The organism is Deltaproteobacteria bacterium (assembly GCA_026388415.1).
GTDB lineage: Bacteria > Desulfobacterota > Syntrophia > Syntrophales > JACQWR01 > JAPLJV01.
On record JAPLJV010000016.1, the window covers coordinates 1 to 18,556 of the forward strand.

The 18,556-nt window shown below is 51.1% G+C and carries 17 protein-coding genes; 6 read left to right on the forward strand and 11 right to left on the reverse strand.

Annotated features, from left to right (window positions below; genetic code table 11):
• The coding region (locus NT140_04295; GenBank protein ID MCX5831097.1) for a helix-turn-helix domain-containing protein at positions 1–401 on the reverse strand (401 nt) is incomplete at its 3' end.
• Positions 402–539: 138 nt separating this feature from the next.
• Positions 540–788: a hypothetical protein gene (locus NT140_04300; GenBank protein ID MCX5831098.1), complete on the reverse strand. Its 249-nt coding sequence runs from the start codon at positions 786–788 to the stop codon at positions 540–542.
• A 131-nt stretch (positions 789–919) separates the two neighbouring features.
• Between NT140_04300 and NT140_04305 the strand changes: the two genes are divergently transcribed.
• Together NT140_04305 and NT140_04310 are read left to right on the forward strand one after the other, a co-directional pair.
• A complete protein-coding gene (locus tag NT140_04305) occupies positions 920–2,425 on the forward strand; it encodes an FAD-dependent thymidylate synthase (protein MCX5831099.1) in 1,506 nt (501 codons plus the stop codon).
• A gap of 2 nt (positions 2,426–2,427) precedes the next feature.
• Positions 2,428–2,994 carry a peptide deformylase gene (locus tag NT140_04310; GenBank protein ID MCX5831100.1) on the forward strand — a complete coding sequence of 189 codons (567 nt, stop codon included), beginning with the start codon at positions 2,428–2,430 and terminating at the stop codon, positions 2,992–2,994.
• Positions 2,995–3,068: 74 nt separating this feature from the next.
• Here NT140_04310 and NT140_04315 read toward each other — a convergent pair whose 3' ends face one another.
• Both NT140_04315 and NT140_04320 read right to left on the reverse strand, forming a co-directional pair.
• The gene (locus NT140_04315) at positions 3,069–3,461 is read right to left on the reverse strand and encodes a hypothetical protein (protein ID MCX5831101.1); all 393 of its coding nucleotides are present in this window, start codon (positions 3,459–3,461) and stop codon (positions 3,069–3,071) included.
• A 114-nt stretch (positions 3,462–3,575) separates the two neighbouring features.
• Entirely contained in the window at positions 3,576–4,433 is an 858-nt protein-coding gene (locus tag NT140_04320) for a prohibitin family protein (GenBank protein ID MCX5831102.1), read from the reverse strand.
• Positions 4,434–4,669: 236 nt separating this feature from the next.
• Here NT140_04320 and NT140_04325 point away from each other — a divergent pair, with 236 nt between their 5' ends.
• The 4 genes from NT140_04325 to NT140_04340 all read left to right on the forward strand — a co-directional run bounded on the left by NT140_04325 (position 4,670) and on the right by NT140_04340 (position 8,539).
• Complete coding sequence (locus tag NT140_04325; GenBank protein MCX5831103.1) at positions 4,670–5,521, forward strand: MoxR family ATPase; 852 nt, start codon at positions 4,670–4,672, stop codon at positions 5,519–5,521.
• Positions 5,522–5,534: 13 nt separating this feature from the next.
• Entirely contained in the window at positions 5,535–6,728 is a 1,194-nt protein-coding gene (locus NT140_04330; GenBank protein MCX5831104.1) for a hypothetical protein, read from the forward strand.
• A gap of 23 nt (positions 6,729–6,751) precedes the next feature.
• Positions 6,752–7,765, forward strand: coding sequence for a DUF3187 family protein (locus tag NT140_04335; GenBank protein ID MCX5831105.1), 1,014 nt, complete (start codon positions 6,752–6,754; stop codon positions 7,763–7,765).
• A 63-nt stretch (positions 7,766–7,828) separates the two neighbouring features.
• Positions 7,829–8,539, forward strand: a complete 711-nt coding sequence (locus tag NT140_04340) for a lysophospholipid acyltransferase family protein (GenBank protein MCX5831106.1) — start codon at positions 7,829–7,831, stop codon at positions 8,537–8,539.
• Positions 8,540–9,106: 567 nt separating this feature from the next.
• On the opposite strand, the gene NT140_04345 is transcribed toward NT140_04340, so the two are convergent.
• From NT140_04345 to NT140_04375, 7 genes are all read right to left on the reverse strand, one after another.
• The gene (locus NT140_04345) at positions 9,107–9,490 is read right to left on the reverse strand and encodes a hypothetical protein (protein ID MCX5831107.1); all 384 of its coding nucleotides are present in this window, start codon (positions 9,488–9,490) and stop codon (positions 9,107–9,109) included.
• Positions 9,491–9,583: 93 nt separating this feature from the next.
• Positions 9,584–9,991, reverse strand: coding sequence for a hypothetical protein (locus NT140_04350; protein MCX5831108.1), 408 nt, complete (start codon positions 9,989–9,991; stop codon positions 9,584–9,586).
• A 32-nt stretch (positions 9,992–10,023) separates the two neighbouring features.
• Complete coding sequence (locus NT140_04355; protein MCX5831109.1) at positions 10,024–10,443, reverse strand: hypothetical protein; 420 nt, start codon at positions 10,441–10,443, stop codon at positions 10,024–10,026.
• Positions 10,444–10,472: 29 nt separating this feature from the next.
• Complete coding sequence (locus tag NT140_04360) at positions 10,473–11,234, reverse strand: TIGR04255 family protein (GenBank protein MCX5831110.1); 762 nt, start codon at positions 11,232–11,234, stop codon at positions 10,473–10,475.
• 141 nt (positions 11,235–11,375) lie between these two features.
• Positions 11,376–12,371, reverse strand: coding sequence for a hypothetical protein (locus NT140_04365; protein ID MCX5831111.1), 996 nt, complete (start codon positions 12,369–12,371; stop codon positions 11,376–11,378).
• Between the two features lie 166 nt (positions 12,372–12,537).
• Positions 12,538–15,894 carry an Eco57I restriction-modification methylase domain-containing protein gene (locus NT140_04370; GenBank protein ID MCX5831112.1) on the reverse strand — a complete coding sequence of 1,119 codons (3,357 nt, stop codon included), beginning with the start codon at positions 15,892–15,894 and terminating at the stop codon, positions 12,538–12,540.
• Positions 15,895–15,897: 3 nt separating this feature from the next.
• The coding region (locus NT140_04375) for a DEAD/DEAH box helicase (GenBank protein MCX5831113.1) at positions 15,898–18,556 on the reverse strand (2,659 nt) is incomplete at its 5' end.

Here is an 18,556-nt window from a genome sequence, read left to right on the forward strand (position 1 = left end):
CGCCGCTTACGATGTGCTCCCCGCTTGGCCGATCCAGAAACCAGACCTCGCGACTGAAGCGTGTTTTTCACCCATGTGTAACTGCGCCCGCCTCCGTCCCGTCGATACCAACTGTAAAAATGCTTCACATTCCAACCCCGATGCCCGCTCGCGTAACGCTCCGCGACGGCCATCACTTCATCCACAGGGGCGCGATGAAATGATGCCTGCGTCAGGCGCTTGTCCGACAAACCCGATATCCCGGCCTCTTCGTACCGATCAATGTACCGACGAAACGTCCGATCACATACCCCCAAAATCAGAGCCGCTTCTTCCTGGTTCAAACGACTCTCACTCCATCCAAAATAAACCTCCTCAAATCGCATCTTCCGGATCTCCTGTAGCATCTCTGTCCGTCGCATCCGTCACCTCCAGCGGTGACCATAACAAACCGGACAGATTGTGTGCTACAAACCGGACATATCATTTGCTCCTGACACCCTGATAAATTTTACTTGACAAGGTAAAAAAAAAGCGTATCGTTCTGCTACAATTGAGTGTTAGGGGTGCTTAAGCACCCGACGTTTGAAAATCTTTGAAAGGAGGTTAAACGCCGATGAAAAAAGTATTTGCAATTTTTCTTTCCCTGCTTTTCTTTGTGACATTATCGTTTGCGGTAGTTGGATGCAAAAAGGCAGAAGAGCAGAAACCGGCAGAGGTAGCAGCACCAGTGCCAGCAGCACCGGCTCCTGACGCAGCACCAGCTCCGGGCGCTCCCGCTCCCGCAGCTCCGGCCGCACCAGCAGCACCAGCAGCACCAGCAGCGAAGTAGTATTGAAAATTTTGGTAAGGAAAAACGACCAGGCATTTAATCTTTATTAATGCCCGGTCGTTTTAGTTTGACGCCGCCAGGCCAGTAAAAACATCCAGGAGCAGGATCATGCAGATTATCCTTGCCGGTTACAACGTTGATTATGGCGCCATCAGTGATTTTTATTCCGGACAGGGCGACAGGGAGCGCCTGACACCGGAAACCATTGCGGCCGCCTATGCCCGCATCAGCAGAGAGCAGCGTCCGGTGAACGAACTGCGCGCCCTGGCCATGATGGAGGTGGAGAAGGCGCGGAAATCCAACCGTAATATTGTTTTTACTATGGGACACAGTTCAATTGCCGAACATGCCGTACTGAATATTGATGTCATCGGAATCTCACGTCTGCTGGTGGAAGAGCTGGAAAGATCCCGCCTGGCTTCTTATACGGAAAAATCTCAAAGATATGTCCTGCTGGAAGATGATTTCGTTATTCCCGAGGAAATACGGAAAGCCTGTCTGGAAGCTGATTTTGTAGCCGCAATCGGGGAGCAGAATCGCCTTTACCACAAACTTTATGCGTGTTTGCGAACTCACGTTTTTGAAAAGCACCCCGACCTCGCCGATGACCCGAAAAACTGCTCTCTGCTGGAAGGCTGGGCTAAAGAGGATGCCCGCTATGTGATTGCCCTGGCCACAGAGACCCAGTTAGGAATGACAATAAATGCCCGCAGCCTGGAGGCGATGATCCGTCGTCTGGCAGCCTCGCCTCTGTCGGAAGCCCGGGAATGCAGTCGCCTGTTGTACGAAGTTGCCGCAAGCATTGCCCCTTCCCTGGTGCGTTATGTAGAACCGTCAGACTACGATCTGCTGACAGACCGGGAGTTGGCGGAAAAGACGGCCAGACTGAGAGCAACAAGCGGTGCAGAAAAGGAGCATATCTCGTCCAGCCGCAACGATAGGGAAGTGGTCCTTATCCATGCCACGTCCGATGCCGACGACAGAGTGGTGGCCGCATTGCTCTATTCCTCTGCCGATCTTTCCGGGCGGGAATGCCGGGAGATAGTCGCCAGGATGGACCCGGGGGACAAGGCCGAAGTCATAAAAACGGCCTGTCGGCACATGCGCTCCTACGATTCCGTGCGGCGGGAATTTGAAAATGTTGACCTCCACTTTGAACTGACGGTCAGCGCCAGTTGTTTTGCCCAACTGAAGAGACACCGGATGGCGACCATAAACTGCCAGGATTATAACCCCTCCCTCGGCGTCACTGTTCCGGAGGCAGTACGTGCCGCAGGGATGGAGCGGGACTTCAGCGAGGTCGTCGCCAGAACGGAGGCTGTCTACGCAAAGCTGAAAAAATCCGCCCCGACCGCGGCCGCTTACATCCTCACCAATGCCCACCGCCGCCGGGTGGCCATGAAGGTCAACGCCCGGGAGCTTTACCACATTGCCCGTCTGCGCGGGGATCAATATGCCCAATGGGATATTCGCCAAACGGCGGATAAAATGACGGCCCTGGCCAGGGAAGTCATGCCGCTAACCTTGATGCTGGCGACCGGCAAAGACGACTTTCCGCGGCTTTATGATAGTATTTTCCAACCTGGTAAATTTCAAGGTAAAAAAGGGGAATGACGATGTCCCAGCAGGTGTTGACACTTTGGAGCGGAGAGACGATAAACGAGTCGGAGGCCCGTATTCTGCGGACTTCCTGTGCCGACGTGCCCTTCCCCCTGGATGCGGCGGCGCTAAGGGATGTGGCGACGCTGATTGAGTCCTTCCTTGCTCGGGAAGATGCCTTGGGGCTGGCGGCGCCGCAGATCGGCATCAGCCGGCGGATCGTTGTTTACCGGAACAAGGGCTTTGATGATGATAAAAGCGCCTGGACGAAGAGTGCCAAGGACTATGATCTGCTGATTAACCCCCGGATTACTCAGGCCCGGGGAGAGCTTATATATAAGGAAGAAGGCTGCCTTTCCTGTCCGGAAATCCAGGTTGAGGTGGGCCGTTTTCCGGAAATCAAGATCAGGGCGCTGAACATCAAGGGGCAGAAAATTAACAAGCGTTACCAGGATTTTACCGCCCGCGTCGCCCAGCATGAACTCGATCATTTAGACGGGAAACTGATCGTGGATCACGAAGGCGCCTTATCTTACCCCAAGAAAAGAAGCGCCTTTTTCAATAAGGTGTTTCAGCTTATGTGAAAAGCAAAACCCCGCCTTCACCATGATCTGATGAAAAGCGGGGTTTGATGTCTTCGTTACCGGCGCCGCGAAAATTATTTTTTGGGGGCGGGGGCCTTCTTCTTAGCCGGCGCCTTCTTGGCTGCTACGGTTACCTTGGCTGCTGCTTTGGCCGACGCTTTCTTGGGCGCTGCCTTGACCGGTGCGGCTGCTTTAGGCTTGGCGGCTGCTACTTTGGCCGGCGCTTTCTTGGCTGCTACTTTGGCCGGTGCTTTCTTGGCTGCTACGGTTGCCTTGGCTGCTGCTTTGGTCGGCGCCTTCTTGGCTGCTACGGTTGCTTTGGCTGTACCTGCTTTGGCCTTAGCGGCCGCTATGGCCTTGACCGGCTTGGCCGTGCTGGCGGCAGGGGCTGCTTTTTTCCCGGCCTTGGCGGCTGGTTTACCTTTCCCCTCAACACTAGGCTTATCATTTTTTTTCGCTTTTGCCATGCTTCACCCTCCTTTAATTGTTGTACCTGTTGTCAACGCTACGCGTCCGGCGCAGCAATTATATACAAAAAAAGCGAACTTTCAAGCTTTTTCAGTGGGAAATGAAAAATAATACTAATTCTTTTTTACATCTCCCAAACCGATCATGGGCATGGCGCCCCCGCCTGTTACCTGGGGCAGGATGCCATTCCATTTTTCTATCGCCTTCATGTTGGCTTCTATTTTTCTCAACTCTATCATATCCGGAGAAATATTTGCCCGCTGCAATCGCAGCGATTCCGCCTCGGCCCGGGCGGCGGTAATTTTCTGTTCCGCTTCGATTCTTATCCTGTCCAGATCGCGCTTGGCTTTTAAGGCTAACTGCTCCGCGGCCTGCTTGGATTCGATCACCTCCGTGAAGGATTTTGAAAAACTGAAGTTAACAATAGAAAAAGCGTCAACCGCAATATTGTAGACGGCCAATCTTTCCATGAGGGAGGCGCGAATCGCCTCGCTGACGGCCGGTCTCTTGGTGATCAGTTCTTCGGCCGTGTATCGGGCCGTGACGGCCTTTACGACCTCCAGAATGGCGGGGTCTATGATGCGCTCCTTAAACTGGATGCCGATGTTTTGGTAGACGACGTTTGCCCGGTCGGGAATCACGTGATAGTTGAGGGCGACTTTCGAACTTACATCCTGCAGATCGGCCGAAGAGGCCTCCGCATCGGTCAGCGCCTTTTGCACCTTCACATCCATCACCACTATTTCCTGCATCACGGGTATCCGGAAATGCAGACCCTCCGCCAGCACCAACTTTTGCACAGCTCCGAAATTAAGGACAATGCCTCTTTCGCCGGCGCCGACCTGCGCCCAGGGCCTTAATAAAAACAGGACGACAATAATGGCGCCCACAACTACCATTGATCCGGTTGGTCCTTTTCTGATAATGGCCTGCATGGCCTCTTTGGCGCGATCTGCGTCTCTTTCGTACATGTTTTGTTCCTCTCTCGCCCTGAGTTGCGGGCCCGATGAATGTTAAATTGTTCTTCTTCCCGGGGGTGTTAAATAACTGTGGCAATTCTACAGTAAATTTAGTAGAAAAGATATCCCAATTACAAAGCAGCTTGTTTGGCTGCGGTGCGGATTTCTAATAATCATGAAAAGGCCCGCGGTGGGCCTTTTTTGTTAACGTGCTAATCCCGTTTATCGGGCTCAGGGGGTTTTAAAGTATGAATCAAGAGAACAAGCTAAACAAGTTTGAAGGTGCGGCGCGGTATGTGCTGGATGAGGAACTGGCCAAGATTGTTAACGTGTCCATCGCTTTGGAGATGCCGCTTTTGCTCAAGGGTGAGCCCGGCACTGGTAAAACCATGCTGGCCCATGCCATTGCCGAGAATTTGCAGATGCCGCTGATCGTCCTCAATGTTAAATCCAGCATGAAACTGCTGGAGGCCCTTTATCAGTACGATACCCTGACCCGTCTGAATGACAGCCGGTTCGGCGATTCCAGCCGCAATGTGAGCAACATTGAAGAGTATATAAAAATGGGGAAAATCGGTCAGGCGTTTATGGCCGATGTGCGCACCGTGCTTCTGATTGACGAGATAGACAAGGCCGATACGGACTTCCAGGATGACATGCTCGATGTGCTGGATCAGATGCAGTTCGATATTATGGAAATAGATAAGACCATCAAGGCGAAACAGCGACCAGTGATGGTCATTACGTCCAACGCCAAAAAGGATCTGTCTGATCCGTTCCTGGGCCGCTGCAATTTCCACCATATCGCCTTTCCGGAGCCGGAGGCGATGCGGCGCATTATCGGCGTTCATTTCCCCGGATTGAACAACGACCTGATGGAGGCCTGCCTCACCACTTTTTATCGTCTCCGGGAACTGCGGGGCGTGGAAAAGAAACCGGCCACCCGAGAGTTGATTAATTGGATCAGGGCGCTGAAAACTGACCCCGATTTCAAGTTAAAGAAACTCCACCAGGGCGATGCTCCCTATCTGGGCATCCTGTTCAAGAAAAGTGGGGACCTGGATATAGCCGTCCGGCAGACGGCGCGACAGCGGATGTAAGGGGGGAAGAATCTTGTTTGTAGGATTTTTTTACGCTTTGAGAGCCAAGGGCGTCCCCGTGACACCCACCTCTTTCCTGAAGCTGCAGCAAGCCATCGGTATGGGACTGGTCAACTCCCTGGAGGATTTTTACACAACGGCCCGTTCCATCCTGATCAAGAGTGAACGTTACTTTGATACCTATGACATGGTATTTGCCAATATTTTCAAAGGTGTAGCCATCACGGAGCCCGACGAGCTCGAACTGACCGAGATTGCGCGGTCTCTCCTCCAGGAGTGGCTTAATAATCCCGGCGCTATCGCCCGCGCCCTGGGAATGGACGAAAAGGAACTGGAGAAGTATTCGCCCGAAGAACTGCTCAAATATTTCATGGAACGGCTCAAGGATCAGACAGGTCAGCATCACGGGGGGGGTAAATGGATTGGCACGGGCGGTACATCGCCGGTGGGGCACTCCGGCTACCACCCCGGCGGGATGCGGGTCGGGGGAGAATCGCGCAACAAATCCGCCATCAAGGTGGCCCTGGAGAGGCGCTTTAAAGACTATTCCCAAGACGGTCCCTTGACGGAAGCTCAGATCGGCGAGGCCTTGAAAAGACTCCGCATGATGGTGCCGTCCGGCCCCAAGGATGTGGTCAATATAGAAAAAACCATTTATGAAACAATGCGTAATGCCGGGGAAATTGAAATAATTTTTGACCGCCGGCTGACCGATCGTCTCAAGATCATCCTGATGATTGACAACGGCGGCTGGTCCATGGACCCCTACATCGAGGTTGTCAAGACCCTCTTCAATTACGCCCGTTCCCAGTTCAAGGACCTGCATATCTGCTATTTCCATAACACTATCTATGACCAGATATGGTTTGATCCGCAGCGTCTTTACCGACCCGAGTCGGTAGATGATTTGATCCGCCGTGATCCGGAAACGAGGATTATTATTGTGGGCGATGCCAGCATGGCGCCCTACGAACTGACCCATCACCAGGGCGCCATTTATATCAACCAGCGGCAGGCCCTGCCCAGTATGGAGCGGCTGAAATTTCTGGCCAAGACCTTTCGCCATGCCGTCTGGCTCAATCCCCAGACCGAAAATATCTGGCACTTTACCTGGACTATTGCCGCCATCCTGGAAGTTTTTCCCATGTTTGAACTTACCCTGGATGGCCTGGAGAAGGCCATTTTGCATCTTATGGCCAAGAATTAGTAAGTTGCGAGAAATTTAGAATATTGAAGAAGACTAATCTTATTGCCGTGGCCGCCTTTTGCCTTATCGGGCTTATGAGGCCCATCGCCGCCTCTGCCAGCGATATAGCGCCCTTTGAAAGTATCAATCAAAGTCCTCTCGTGAGCATCTTTGGTCTGCCCGGGGCGGGGAATTTTTTTCTCCTTTCGCCCGGACGGACAGAATTAGGTCTGAATGCCGTATTATCAAGTAATTACACTAAAAATGACAATGCGCGGGAGGCGATAATTCTCGATGGGGAGACGACCAGGTTTACTTTGCTGGTGCGGCACGGCCTGACCCCGCGTTTCGAGGTAGGTGTCAAGATACCTTATATCACACAGAGCTGCGGTTTTCTGGACGGCTCTATTGAAAGTTATCATAGCGCCTTAGGCTTTCCGCAGGGTGGCCGGGATCAGGCGCCGCGCAATCGTTTGCTCTATAGCTATCGCCGCGACGGCATTGACCGCGTGCTTGTTGACGCTACCGGTTCCGGTGTGGGCGATCTGGCTTTGACCGGCGCCTGGCAACTGTACCAGTCGGGGGGCAACGAAAAAGAAGCCTTAGCCTTAAACATCAGCCTTAAGCTGCCGACAGGAGACAGCGATCAACTCCAGGGCAGCGGCAGTACGGACATCGCCTTGTGGCTGGCCGGAGGCACGGAAGGGAAATTTGAATTCGGCAAATGGACTACTTACGGTGCGGCAGGGATGCTCTACTTGACGGAGGGCAAAGTGCTGCCCGATCAGCAAAAAAATTGGGCCGGTTTCGGCAGCCTAGGTTTAGGGTGGCAGACTCCCCTGTCCTGGCTGGGGCTCAAGGTGCAGGCGGATGCCCACACACCTTTTTATAGCGACAGCGAGCTGAAAGAAATAGGCGCTAATTCCGTGCAACTGATAGCCGGCGGGACGCTTTACTTATCGGGCAATACATCTCTCGACATAGGTGTAGGAGAAGATCTAACTGTCACCACCGCGCCGGATGTCAGTTTTTATCTGACTTTACGGAGCCGTTTTTAGTAAGTTCGTTAACGAATTTGCTTCCTGCCGGAAAGCAAATTCTGGCTCCCTGTAGGATCTGCCATGTTCCGTTCCGTCATCATCGTGTCCGCTGCCCTTTGCATCACCGCCTTGGCGGCGGCCTGCGTAGTCGTCATCAATATTTTTTCGACGGCGGAAAAGCATGGCCGTCGAATAGGCTGCCTCTGGGCAAAACTTCTTCTTTATATCAGCGGCGTCAAGATTGAAATAATCGGCGCGGAAAATATTGTCTCCGGAAAACCTCATATAATCATGGCCAACCATCAAAGTGATTTTGACATCCTGATTTGTATGGCCGGCATCCCGATGGATTTTATCTGGACAGCCAAAAAGGAACTTTTCCGCATCCCTGTCTTCGGAAAAGCGATGAGAATGGCGGGCTTCGTTGAAATTGACCGGTACGACCACGAAAAGGCGATCAAAAACCTTGATCAGGCGGCGGAAAAACTGCGTGCAGGCATCTCCGTCGCCGCTTTTCCGGAAGGGACGAGAAGCAGAGACGGCAGGTTGTTGCCCTTTAAGCAGGGGATGTTTTACTTAGCCATACAAACGGGCATTCCTATCGTCCCAATATCAATCATTGGCAGCGGCAAAATCATGTCCAAGAAATCGTGGCAGGTAAACAGGGGGGAAATTATCATGGTAATAGATAAACCGGTTGATGTCAGCGGCTATACCATCGAAACCCGCAGCGCACTAATGGAAAAAGTGCGGGACGTTATCGCCGCCAACCTGGAAGAATATCAAGCGTAAACGGCGGGTGGTTCCTCGGCAGTCACGATCATGTTGGGAGTAATGATATCCCCAGGCGCTGTAAAAAATTCTTGACAAAGGGTGGCAACCTGGTTCATAAAAGGACCGACTCATCTACCAATGGAGGTAGAAGGAGCTCAGGGACCGCCTCAACAGGCGGTCCCTGTATTTTAGAGCCTTTTTTTCATAACGCTTTGACAAATCCTTCCGTCCCCCTTCGGAATCCAAGTAATACGCAGTAACCCAGAATAGTGCCTTTTTCTTTTTTTGGAAAATGAGCACGTAATCATATTCGGCAAGCCAGACGTAACGTCTTACCCCGCTGTCCCTTGTGCCATGATCATAATCAAATACCTTGATTTCACTTCTTTCGGGGCTTTCCATCGTCGGCCGCGCCCAGGGCAAACGTGATGAAACCTTCCCAACAGGGTTTATTGTTAGCCGAATTGTTTAATCCAATCTCCAAATATCGCGGTTAACAAATGTATCACCCGTGAATAATTATGTTTATTCCATATCACCCATAAAGTTTATTGATAAACCTGATCGTTTTATTGTTTATCATTCTCAATCAATACCCACTGCGAAGCCCGGCGACTGCCAATGTTGCGAATTCTTTTTCCCGTCAATCTTCTGTTCCTCATTTAAAACCTCCGGCAACTTGTCCAGTAGCAACCGGTTAATCTCTTCCCGTGATACTGGTTGGTGTTTGCCAATGAGGTCTATGATTAAATCTCTGTAGTAACGATTATCGAAACCCCGCTCGCGGATGTGGCGCGCTTTCTCTCCCGTCGCCGCAGCCACCTGAGTTGCCACTATCAGGTTAGGGTAACGTCCCTCCACCAGATTGACGGCCTTCAGGCGACGATTCTCGTCCGGACTGATACGAAGTCGTTTTTGTACCCTGTCCAGCAGCATAATAGTCGTAAGATCAAGGCCGTTATTGGCCATTAAAAGGCGCGTGTAATGTTCGTCTATAATGCGCTCCCGTGTAGACTATAAGAAAAAACGCTTATTTGTAATGGAGAAAATAAGAAATTAAGGTCAGGTATTCGTTGGTCTTTTTAAAACAATAGCTACCGCACCATAGAGTGGGCCTTCAAGTGCCTCCAAATTTTCATGTTCAATATCTTCTGAATTACCCAGTTTGCTTGTCCAGGAACCGGAACTTAGCTGTCTTGCTGCATGGGTCGGTTTACCAACGGAAGAAATATAAACAGCTACTTTCTCAAAACCTGCTTCATAATCAGCATCTTTACATCGGGTAAAACCCAATGTCTCAAATGCTTCCATATACGCTTCTAAAGTATAAAGCCTCGGTATGCCGTCCGGCCAGAAGCAGATATCTTGAGGATCCGGTTCCCACCACGCAGTCGTATCGCCCGCAGCCCAAGCAATACAATTATAATCTTTCTCGGCAGGACTGGTTATGCCGTAACCGGAATTTAACAAAGCAGGAAACTCCCTTTCAATTTGGTGTCTGCTCAATTGATATAGCCCTGTTCCTTACCCCAAATCAACCAATCTTCAGTCATTGCCTTAATTTTCCCTCTGTTTTCAGGAGGTACAGGATCATCACCCGTGATGGACTTTAATGCCCAGAACCAGTGGCCCGGTTCTTTTTTCATTTCCCGGAGAATCAAGGGAATCACAACGGGCCCCATGCCAATAATCTGCTGATATGCAGGGTGCATGGCAATATCCGATAGGGATGACAGAAAAGTCGTTTCGGCTTCCCATTGAGATTTCAGACGGTAGAACTTTATAAAAGGGAAAAGGGATTCCCTTGAAATCGGTACAAAAAAATCCCTGACAAAAGTCTCATACGCTCTCGATAACTCATCAGATTCTTCACCTACTGCCGTATCGGAGATTTGCATTCCTGGGTAAAAGCTGGTCTTCATTGCCACTGCCGAACTCTGGTCTAAATAAGTCATTTGAAAAGCCCCTCCGCTTTTGCTGTTATGCTCTTGAAAAATATCTCATTTTTAAATATTCGTAGATTTTCGAATTCACGCCACATATCTTCTTCGTTTCCCAAATAATCTGTTTCTTTAACCACATCTATGTCGAATATAAAGGGAAGCTTCTGCCCCTCACCGGTAATTCCCATTGTCTGATTAATGTTAGCCACGGCGCCTATATCCGGCTTTGGTATAACGAGCCTCATAAAGAAGTGTGCTAAAGCTTGCGGAAGCTCAGGCGCCACCTCAGGCACCGTTAAAATATATTCTTTAAAGTCACTCAGTGGTAAGGGAATCTCTACTCTATTAATGTACCGTAATGCAATCCGTGTAACTCTTAACGGGTTCGCTATTTTCCAATATATATCCCATAGTTCTCGCCCTTCCGTACAAAAGGCATCCCAGTTATTGTATGGTTTTAATTTATTGAAAGAGAAACCATTCAACCGTGCTTGGACGACTTTTTTCTCAGCCGGTGAACGAAAAAGATAGCCTGTCTGACTCGCCTCAGGTTTTTCTAAAGAAGCGCCTTGCTGATCAAACCTGATGCCCGCTGAAAACTCCGTTTGATGCTGCTTTTCAGGATAACGGGTTTTAATATAATCGTGTAACGTTGCTAAAGTTTCCAGCGTCACATCTTTAGGCAATTCGACGCGAATATCTAAAATAGCCTCTACAATCGGGGCATTAGGGAATACCTTGTATTTTCTCAAATGTTGCTCCATAACCATGAATATTTCCTGCTGAAGCTTCTTCTAATACAATTTACAGGGGAAAAGCAACGGTTTTCATGAATCCGTGTTTTTCAAAATACCGAACATTTTTTGATCATGAAAGCAAGACAATATGGCGATCATTGGCTACTCAGTGCACTATTCATCGTCATTCTCGATGCGATCGTTGAGCCTTGCTTTCTCGAAGATATCAAGCATACCCGAATCCTTCTTTAAAGGAATCAAATCATCAAATATAATCTTCGGTCGGGGATCATTCGTGCCTCCTAACCCATCAATACGTGTGATAGTTCCGGCGATTCGACAATTCAGAAAAAGTGACTGTTTGAAACGGACGATGTTTCCCTGCCTCGGGTAGCATGTGAGGATGTGTTCTCTGTACAGAAATCCGATAGAGTTCGCCTTCTCGTTTCCTCTGGTGACAAGACCATCCAGTACGACTTGTTGGCCGTGCTTCAGGTCGGGGAATAGGATATCCTCATCTTCCTTTTTAACGAAGAAGATGTGTCGTTCACTCTGCGTAATGGTAACGGTCTCGACATAATCGGGGTAAATGATACCAACATTCAACTGTCGATGAAGAGAGATAACCTCTGACAAGTCAGACAGTAGTGGGTGGGGCGCTTCGACGAACCACTCAAGGAACTCTTTGGGAACGAAGAGAAACTCTTCATTCTGGTTGGGTATTCCGATCTCAGTATTATTATTTTGCCAGCGCACACCTTCGAACTTCTTCGCACCCAATTTACCCAAATGTTTTCCAATCTTGATGAACCACTGGATTCCGTGGAGTGCCTTCCAAAACACGTCTCGTAGACCGACATCCTTTAAGTCCCTTTGAGCCATTTGCGTTGCGGCAGCCGTTAGATAGGCTGTAGTAGCCACACCTGCGGCTGTCATCAGCCACTGTTCAACAGTCTGGGGAAGAAGTGCCTGCCATGAGCCTTTCTCAATTCGGACGGGGATTTCGTAATCGAGTTGCTGGAACTCTGGATGCTGACGGCTAACGAAGAACCTAAGGGAGTTGTCGAATCCAAGTAGCGCCTTTGCAGCCTTACGGGCATCAAGGAGGCCGTCTTCGACACCTTCGCCCACATACTCAATGTATCCTATGTAACGGTTATGATCTGGCACATGTCACCTCCTTTATCTCAGCGGCGCAACGATTGATATGGCGTATGGGCAGTACGTTTTCCTTTCTACTTGCAACGGATGCCTGTCTAATTTTGGCAAAGTGTAAAGGAAATTAATGTGTTATTCAAATGATTTTTGGGGCATATAATGTTTACACCTCTTCTTGTCATTGCTCCTTTTCTATAATTTTGATTTCTTCTGGAGTCAGTTTGTAAAGAGTATAGACCAGCTTGTCGATTTCGGCTTCAAGACGCCGGACGGCGGAGCTGTCGGGATCGGTAAGGATCTTTTTGACGTGCTCGATGATGGGGGCTTTCTGGGCGTCTGTGGCGGGGAATAAGGGAAGAAGTTCCATGTATTGACGCTTCCACCGGAAGAAACCGCCGCTGATTTCAGAACTTGTCTTTGAGAATATGTAGGTAAACAATTTTGAATTGAGAACCCCCAGTAAGTATTCCGAAGAACTTGATATTATGTAGGTTGTCGTATCTGAATAATAGCCTTCGGTCTCAAGCAGGAACTTGCCTTCAGTCGATATTTCAGCGTACATAATCTTCGTTTTCTCGAACTCTTCAAAGTAAGCAATATTATCCTGTATCTCAAACCACTTATAAGTTCCCGGCTTACGCCCGCGCAGGTCTTTATCTGATTTTTTCGGTTCCAGGGCTGAGCGGAATTGTTCCAGGTGACGCTTGATGGCGGGATACTTTTTGATATCAGTTCCGCGACGGGTGAAGATAACATACAATCCCGCCCACTGCGCCTTCCACTTGCGGATGTCGCGGCCGCGGAGCCAGGGCTTGATCAGTTTGGCGCTTTCGGGATCTTCGGCGATGAGTTGTTGCCGAGTGGCCTCGTCGATGACGAAGGCTTCGTTCAGACCGGTCTTGATCCCATAGTAGAACTTTCCCTGCACATACTCGCCCAGGGGCTTGCCGGCCTTTCTGAGCTTTTCCATCAAGGCCAGCACGTCTGGGCGCTCCAGAGTCCAGCCCTCCGCCTTCAGAGCGGCAACCGGCATGGTGAAACCAATGTTGGCCAGGGTATCATCCAGGTTCGCAAGTTGGTCTGCCACGGTGAAGGTGGCGGTCAGTGTTTTCTCGGTGGCTTCAGGCTTGCGCTTTTCCAACAACAGAATAGAGGGGTAGGTGGTGGCGTCAAAAATGGGAAGGTCGCCGAAATCAATCACCACTTTGGGCGTCGCCTCATTGGCGAGGAGGGTGCGGGTATTCTTGCCATAACCGGCCCGCATGAACTTGTTGGGGGCAATGAAACAGAGATGGCCCGACGGCTTGAGGATCTCCAGGCCGCGCTTGTAAAAGTAGGTGTACAGGTCGGCGGTGCCGCAATAGAAAGCGCCGAAAGTCCGCTTAAACTGAGGTTTGAATTCCTTGATTGCTTCCTGCCGAACATAGGGAGGATTGGCGATCACTACATCGAAACCACCCCCTTTGCGTCCCCTTTCGGTCAGGGGGGAATGGGAGGAATGATATACCTCACTGAAATAGATTTCAAAATCGAATTGTTCATCATTATTGGTCAACTGCCGGATCAGCTGCTCGATCCGGGACTTCTCTTCTTTCTTCTGCCGTGGATTAATTTCATCAAAATAGCGCTGTTTCAGCAGCTCCAATTCCTCAAAGAGGTGATTGTTGAGCAGGTTACGTTCCACTCTGAGCAGGGAATTACCGCAGACGATCTTGTAGTCCAAGTTGGGCAGCGGCTTGATGGAGAGGAAGTCATCTTCATCGACCACCAGCGAAAGCCAGAGCCGCAGCTTGGCGATATCCACGGCGCCGCAGTCGATATCTACGCCATATATGGACTGCTGAATGGCGTGGCGCTTGAAGTGATAGGGCGTGCGGGCAGGGTTCTCCGGCAGATAGGTGGTGAGAGTCTCCCGCGCCCGGACGATCTCATGGAGCATACCCACCGGGAAGGCCCCGGAACCGATGGCCGGATCGCAGATCTTGATGTCGGCCAAAGCCTGATCGATGCGCCAGGCATTGGCGCGGATAGATTCCGGGAGTTTGTAGGCATAAGACTTCGTACCCTGTTCCTTGGCCAGGTCATTTTCGATACCGAACTCTCCCTGGCAGATAAGAAGCCTGATATCTTCAATAGAAACAGGAGACGGGCCGTTCTGGGCCATCAATTCCATCCGGCCGTCCGGTTTGGCTAAATCCTTGGGACCGAAGAGTTCCGATTGCCGAACGCCAAGCCGTTCATAACCGATGACGCCGCCATTCAACGCACCAGCCAGGTAATTGATCAGGCTCTCCCGGCACATATAATGGACAATCTCGCGGGGGGTGTAGTAGGCCCCCTTGGACTTGCGGTCTTTCACCTCCAGCAGGTTCTCGAAAACTTTCCCCAGCATTTCCGGGTCTACGGCCACTTCTTTTTCCAGCGGCTCGTCTTCCCGCACGGTGAAATTATAGAGGTTAAAAGTTTCGAATATATCTTTGAATGTCTCGTTTTGGATGAGGATGTCGATCTGCTCCCAACTGTAACCGCCGATAGGCTCAAAAAGGCCGCCGTTCAGAAAGGGAATTTTACACCGGAAGCGGCTATAATAGGACTCCTCGCCCCGGTCCGTGGCCAAGGCCTCGTAGAAAAGCGGCTCCAGCAGGTCGTTGAAAAAGTTGTCGTAAGGCACAATCTCCCGGCCGTAAAGCCGCTGCAGGAAGTTCTTCGGCCCGGCGCCCCATTCCCGAAAATTCCCCTGTTCATCCTTGCCGACCCCCAGCCACCCTTTTTTCTGCAGGAAGTAGAGAAAGACGATCTGACCCAGGAGTTTCTTGGCAAAGTCGGTTGTTTTGATGTTTTTGGCCGCGAAGTCCGCGCCGATCCGCTGATCCTTCTCCAGCAAGGCGTCCAGCTCGTCTTTGAGTTTTAGAAAAAGCTCCTTGTAGCGCTCAAAGAACTCCCTGGTGACCGATTCGATGGTAAAAGCTTTTTCCAGTTCGGCCAGGGTGGGATTATGACAGTCATCCTGGAGGATCGGGAGGAGCTGCTGCTGGGCGGTGTGATTCGGTTCGTTTTTGCCGACGAGGAAGGAATAGCGACGGGCGGGGGTCAGATCGGTAGCGATCCGGACCTTGCCCTTTTCATTCAGTTCCGGCCGGTAATCCATGCGGACATAGGAAAAGCGCCAGTCTTCCAGGCCTTCGGTATGATAGGCGACAATGGCGGCGTCCTTTTCACCCCGGTTCTTGAGATACCAGGCGATAAAATTGCGCTGCCTGGTGCGGGCGCGTTCGAGGGAAGTGGCATGCTTCAGGTTGACGATCATGACGTCCAGCGCGGCCCCTGCCGGGTCGGTATAGGTGCCGAGGCGTTTGTACTGGCGGACATGTTCCTTATAGGCTTCGGGAATGTACTGACCCTGAAAAGGACGGGAAGATGCCTTGGATTCATCCAGCCCGTTGAACAGATTTTTGGCAAAGAGACGAAAGCGGCCTTCGTCGAAGGTGTTCTGAAAGGTTTCCTTAATGAGTCTTTTGGCTTCTTCGACCTGCATGGATCAACTCACTTTTCCGGTCAGATATTCGGAGAGGATTACTTCTCGCGCATGCTGATCCTTGCCCTGGGTGGCCAGTCCTCCCGTCAAAATGGTCATCGGTATGTTGTTCCGGAAAATTGCCAGCACCTTGAGCGGATTGATCTCTTTTTCCAATTCCTGCTTGAGCCGCTTGCTCGTGTTCCGGGGGATGATACCGTCCTCGAAAGCCTTGAGCGCCGCCTTGAGAAAGTCTTCATCGTCGTCCGTGAAGCCTTGAAAGTGTTTGATGTCTTTGGCCTTCAACCGCTTGATGAGGTAGGCCTCGTTGGATTTGCTGCCATGACCGGCTTTTTCGAATGTTTCACCGGAAGTGAGAAAATCGAACTCCTGCTTGTTCCGTTCCAGAAGCGGGTAGAACTCTTTGGGCAAGGGCAAGCGCGGAGTCTCCGGCAAACAGGCAAAGCAATCGGCGGCCTCAAAGAAGGTCAATTCGTGGGCTGCTTGCTCATCTGCCAGACAGAACTTCTTGAGCTTGCCCTTGCGGAAGAAGGTGACGACGGCATCGGGGGCAGGTCCGACACCCTTATTGCCTGACGTCAGTTCGCGGCAGGAGCGGGCCTTCTTCGGCAACCGCTTGACCTTTTCAAAAAGGCTGGGATCATGATCGCGAATGTCCCGGATTTTTTGCAGATACTCCAGTTCCGATCTTTCGCCCTCGTCTTCGCCCTCCAGGTTCTTTTTGTCGTTCAGTTTTGAAAAGAGACGGTCGCCGAATAGCTCATGGCTGGTGATTTCTTCTTCGTCGGTCAGATATTTGGAGTCTTCCCCCAGGGTATCGTGGAAAGCCTGGATTTTGGCCTTGATGTTGGCTTCCAGCCCCAGGTGCAGGTCGGACTGGGCGGTGGGGAAGAAATTGAAGACATGCACCTTCTCATGGACGGTGCCGACCCGGTTGACGCGGCCCACCCGCTGGAGGACACGGGTCGGGTTCCAGGGGAGGTCATAGTTGATGACAATATTGGAGCGATGCAGGTTGATCCCTTCGGCCAGGACATCGGTGGTGATAAGGATGCGAATGCCATCCTGCTGCTTTTGTTTCTTATTGGGATCAAAGTTATCCTTGATGAGATCGCGGGCCAGTGTCAGGCTGTGTTCCTGGCCGTCGTAAAGGCCGCCGGTGCTGCAGAAAAACATGACCTCACCGGCAAACTCCCGCTGCAAACGGCGATAGAGATATTCGCCCGTTTCCTTCGACTCGGTGAAAACCAGGAGCTTTTTGCCTTTGAGGATGGCGTGGCTATGCAGGTCGCTCACGAACTGCTCCAGCTTGGGATCGCCGATGCTGCCGGTCCAGAGCCTTTGTATCTCTTTCAGCAGGGCAAGATCGCTGTTCAGCCGGCTGATGAAATCATCGTTGAATTCGCCAACCATATATTTCTGCACCCTGTCCTGCTCTACCATGCCGAGAAGAGCATCTTCATTATCCTCTTCCAGAAAGTCATACACATTGACCCGCTTGCTGATGTAAACCGTGCCCTTGTCGAACATGGCGATAAAGTTATCATAGGATTCTATGAACCGTTGCAGGGTCTTGCCGAAGGCATGGAAGCTGCTCTCCAGGCGCTTGACCAGGATGCCCTTCATGAAGCCGCCGATATTGCGCTGGGATTGCATCTCCAGGGGGTCAAGCTGCTGTTTCAGGAAGAGCAGCGGTGTGTAACGGGCATAGCTGAATTTTTTGAGCAGTTCGATAGTGGCGTTGAAGATGCTCTCCTGCCGGGCGTCAAAGGTGTAGATGAGGCGCTGGGGATCATCCAGTTCGGGAAAGGAGAGGCCCTGTTTATCAATGTCGTTGCGGAAGAAATTGAGGACTTCGGAGCGGGTCCGGCGGACCATGACGTATTTAAGCACCTTTTCCCGCACATCCCGGGAGACGCTTTTTACTTCGGCAGCGTAACCGGGATCGGCCTTGGCGTATTTATCCAGGCGGGACCTGAGACCGGCAAAAAACTTCTCCAGGTCGGGAACGCCGGGAATGGTGCTCCTTTTCGGCACCTGGAACAGCTTGAGCTGGCTGTAGATGTCTTCCACCGTATTGTTGAGCGGCGTGGCCGACACCAGGATGACCTTCTTGCCGAAGCAGATCTGGTGGAGCTTTTCGTACCCCTGGGTGACTTCATTACGGAAGCGATGGGCTTCATCAATGAAGATGAAGTCAAACTTGGCAGCGCCCTCTTTGATGATGTGATCGAGCTTGCCGAGGGATTCAACCTTATAGCCGCGCACGCCAAAATCGAAGAAGGTCTCCTCCCAATAATCCTTCAGCACAGGCGGGCAGATGACGAGGATTTTGCCCCGGAGCTGTTGCGCCAGCATCGCGGAGATGAAGGTCTTCCCGAGACCGACCACATCCGCCAAAAAGACGCCGTTATAGGCATCGAGGATTTTTTTGGCGGCAATGACTGCCTGCTTCTGATAGTCCAGATCCATGAAGCCTTCGGGCAGGAAGGTCTCGAAATCCTCATCGATGTTGATGTCTTCCCGGAAATGCTCGTAGAGAAATTTCAGATAGTGATGGTACGGGGTGATCTCGTCGTTCTGCCAGGTCTTGTCGTTGATAGTGTCCACATATTCCTGAGAAAGATCATCGGCATCCTGCCAGAGCTCCTCGAACTGGGCC

Excerpts from the sequence above, each read along its gene's own strand:
- NT140_04305 (MCX5831099.1), top strand. The coding sequence starts at position 920 with ATGCAGATTATCCTTGCCGGTTACAACGTTGATTATGGCGCCATCAGT.
- NT140_04310 (MCX5831100.1), top strand. The coding sequence starts at position 2,428 with ATGTCCCAGCAGGTGTTGACACTTTGGAGCGGAGAGACGATAAACGAG.
- NT140_04315 (MCX5831101.1), bottom strand. The coding sequence starts at position 3,461 with ATGGCAAAAGCGAAAAAAAATGATAAGCCTAGTGTTGAGGGGAAAGGT.
- NT140_04320 (MCX5831102.1), bottom strand. The coding sequence starts at position 4,433 with ATGTACGAAAGAGACGCAGATCGCGCCAAAGAGGCCATGCAGGCCATT.
- NT140_04325 (MCX5831103.1), top strand. The coding sequence starts at position 4,670 with ATGAATCAAGAGAACAAGCTAAACAAGTTTGAAGGTGCGGCGCGGTAT.
- NT140_04340 (MCX5831106.1), top strand. The coding sequence starts at position 7,829 with ATGTTCCGTTCCGTCATCATCGTGTCCGCTGCCCTTTGCATCACCGCC.
- NT140_04345 (MCX5831107.1), bottom strand. The coding sequence starts at position 9,490 with ATGGCCAATAACGGCCTTGATCTTACGACTATTATGCTGCTGGACAGG.
- NT140_04355 (MCX5831109.1), bottom strand. The coding sequence starts at position 10,443 with ATGAAGACCAGCTTTTACCCAGGAATGCAAATCTCCGATACGGCAGTA.
- NT140_04360 (MCX5831110.1), bottom strand. The coding sequence starts at position 11,234 with ATGGTTATGGAGCAACATTTGAGAAAATACAAGGTATTCCCTAATGCC.
- NT140_04370 (MCX5831112.1), bottom strand. The coding sequence starts at position 15,894 with ATGCAGGTCGAAGAAGCCAAAAGACTCATTAAGGAAACCTTTCAGAAC.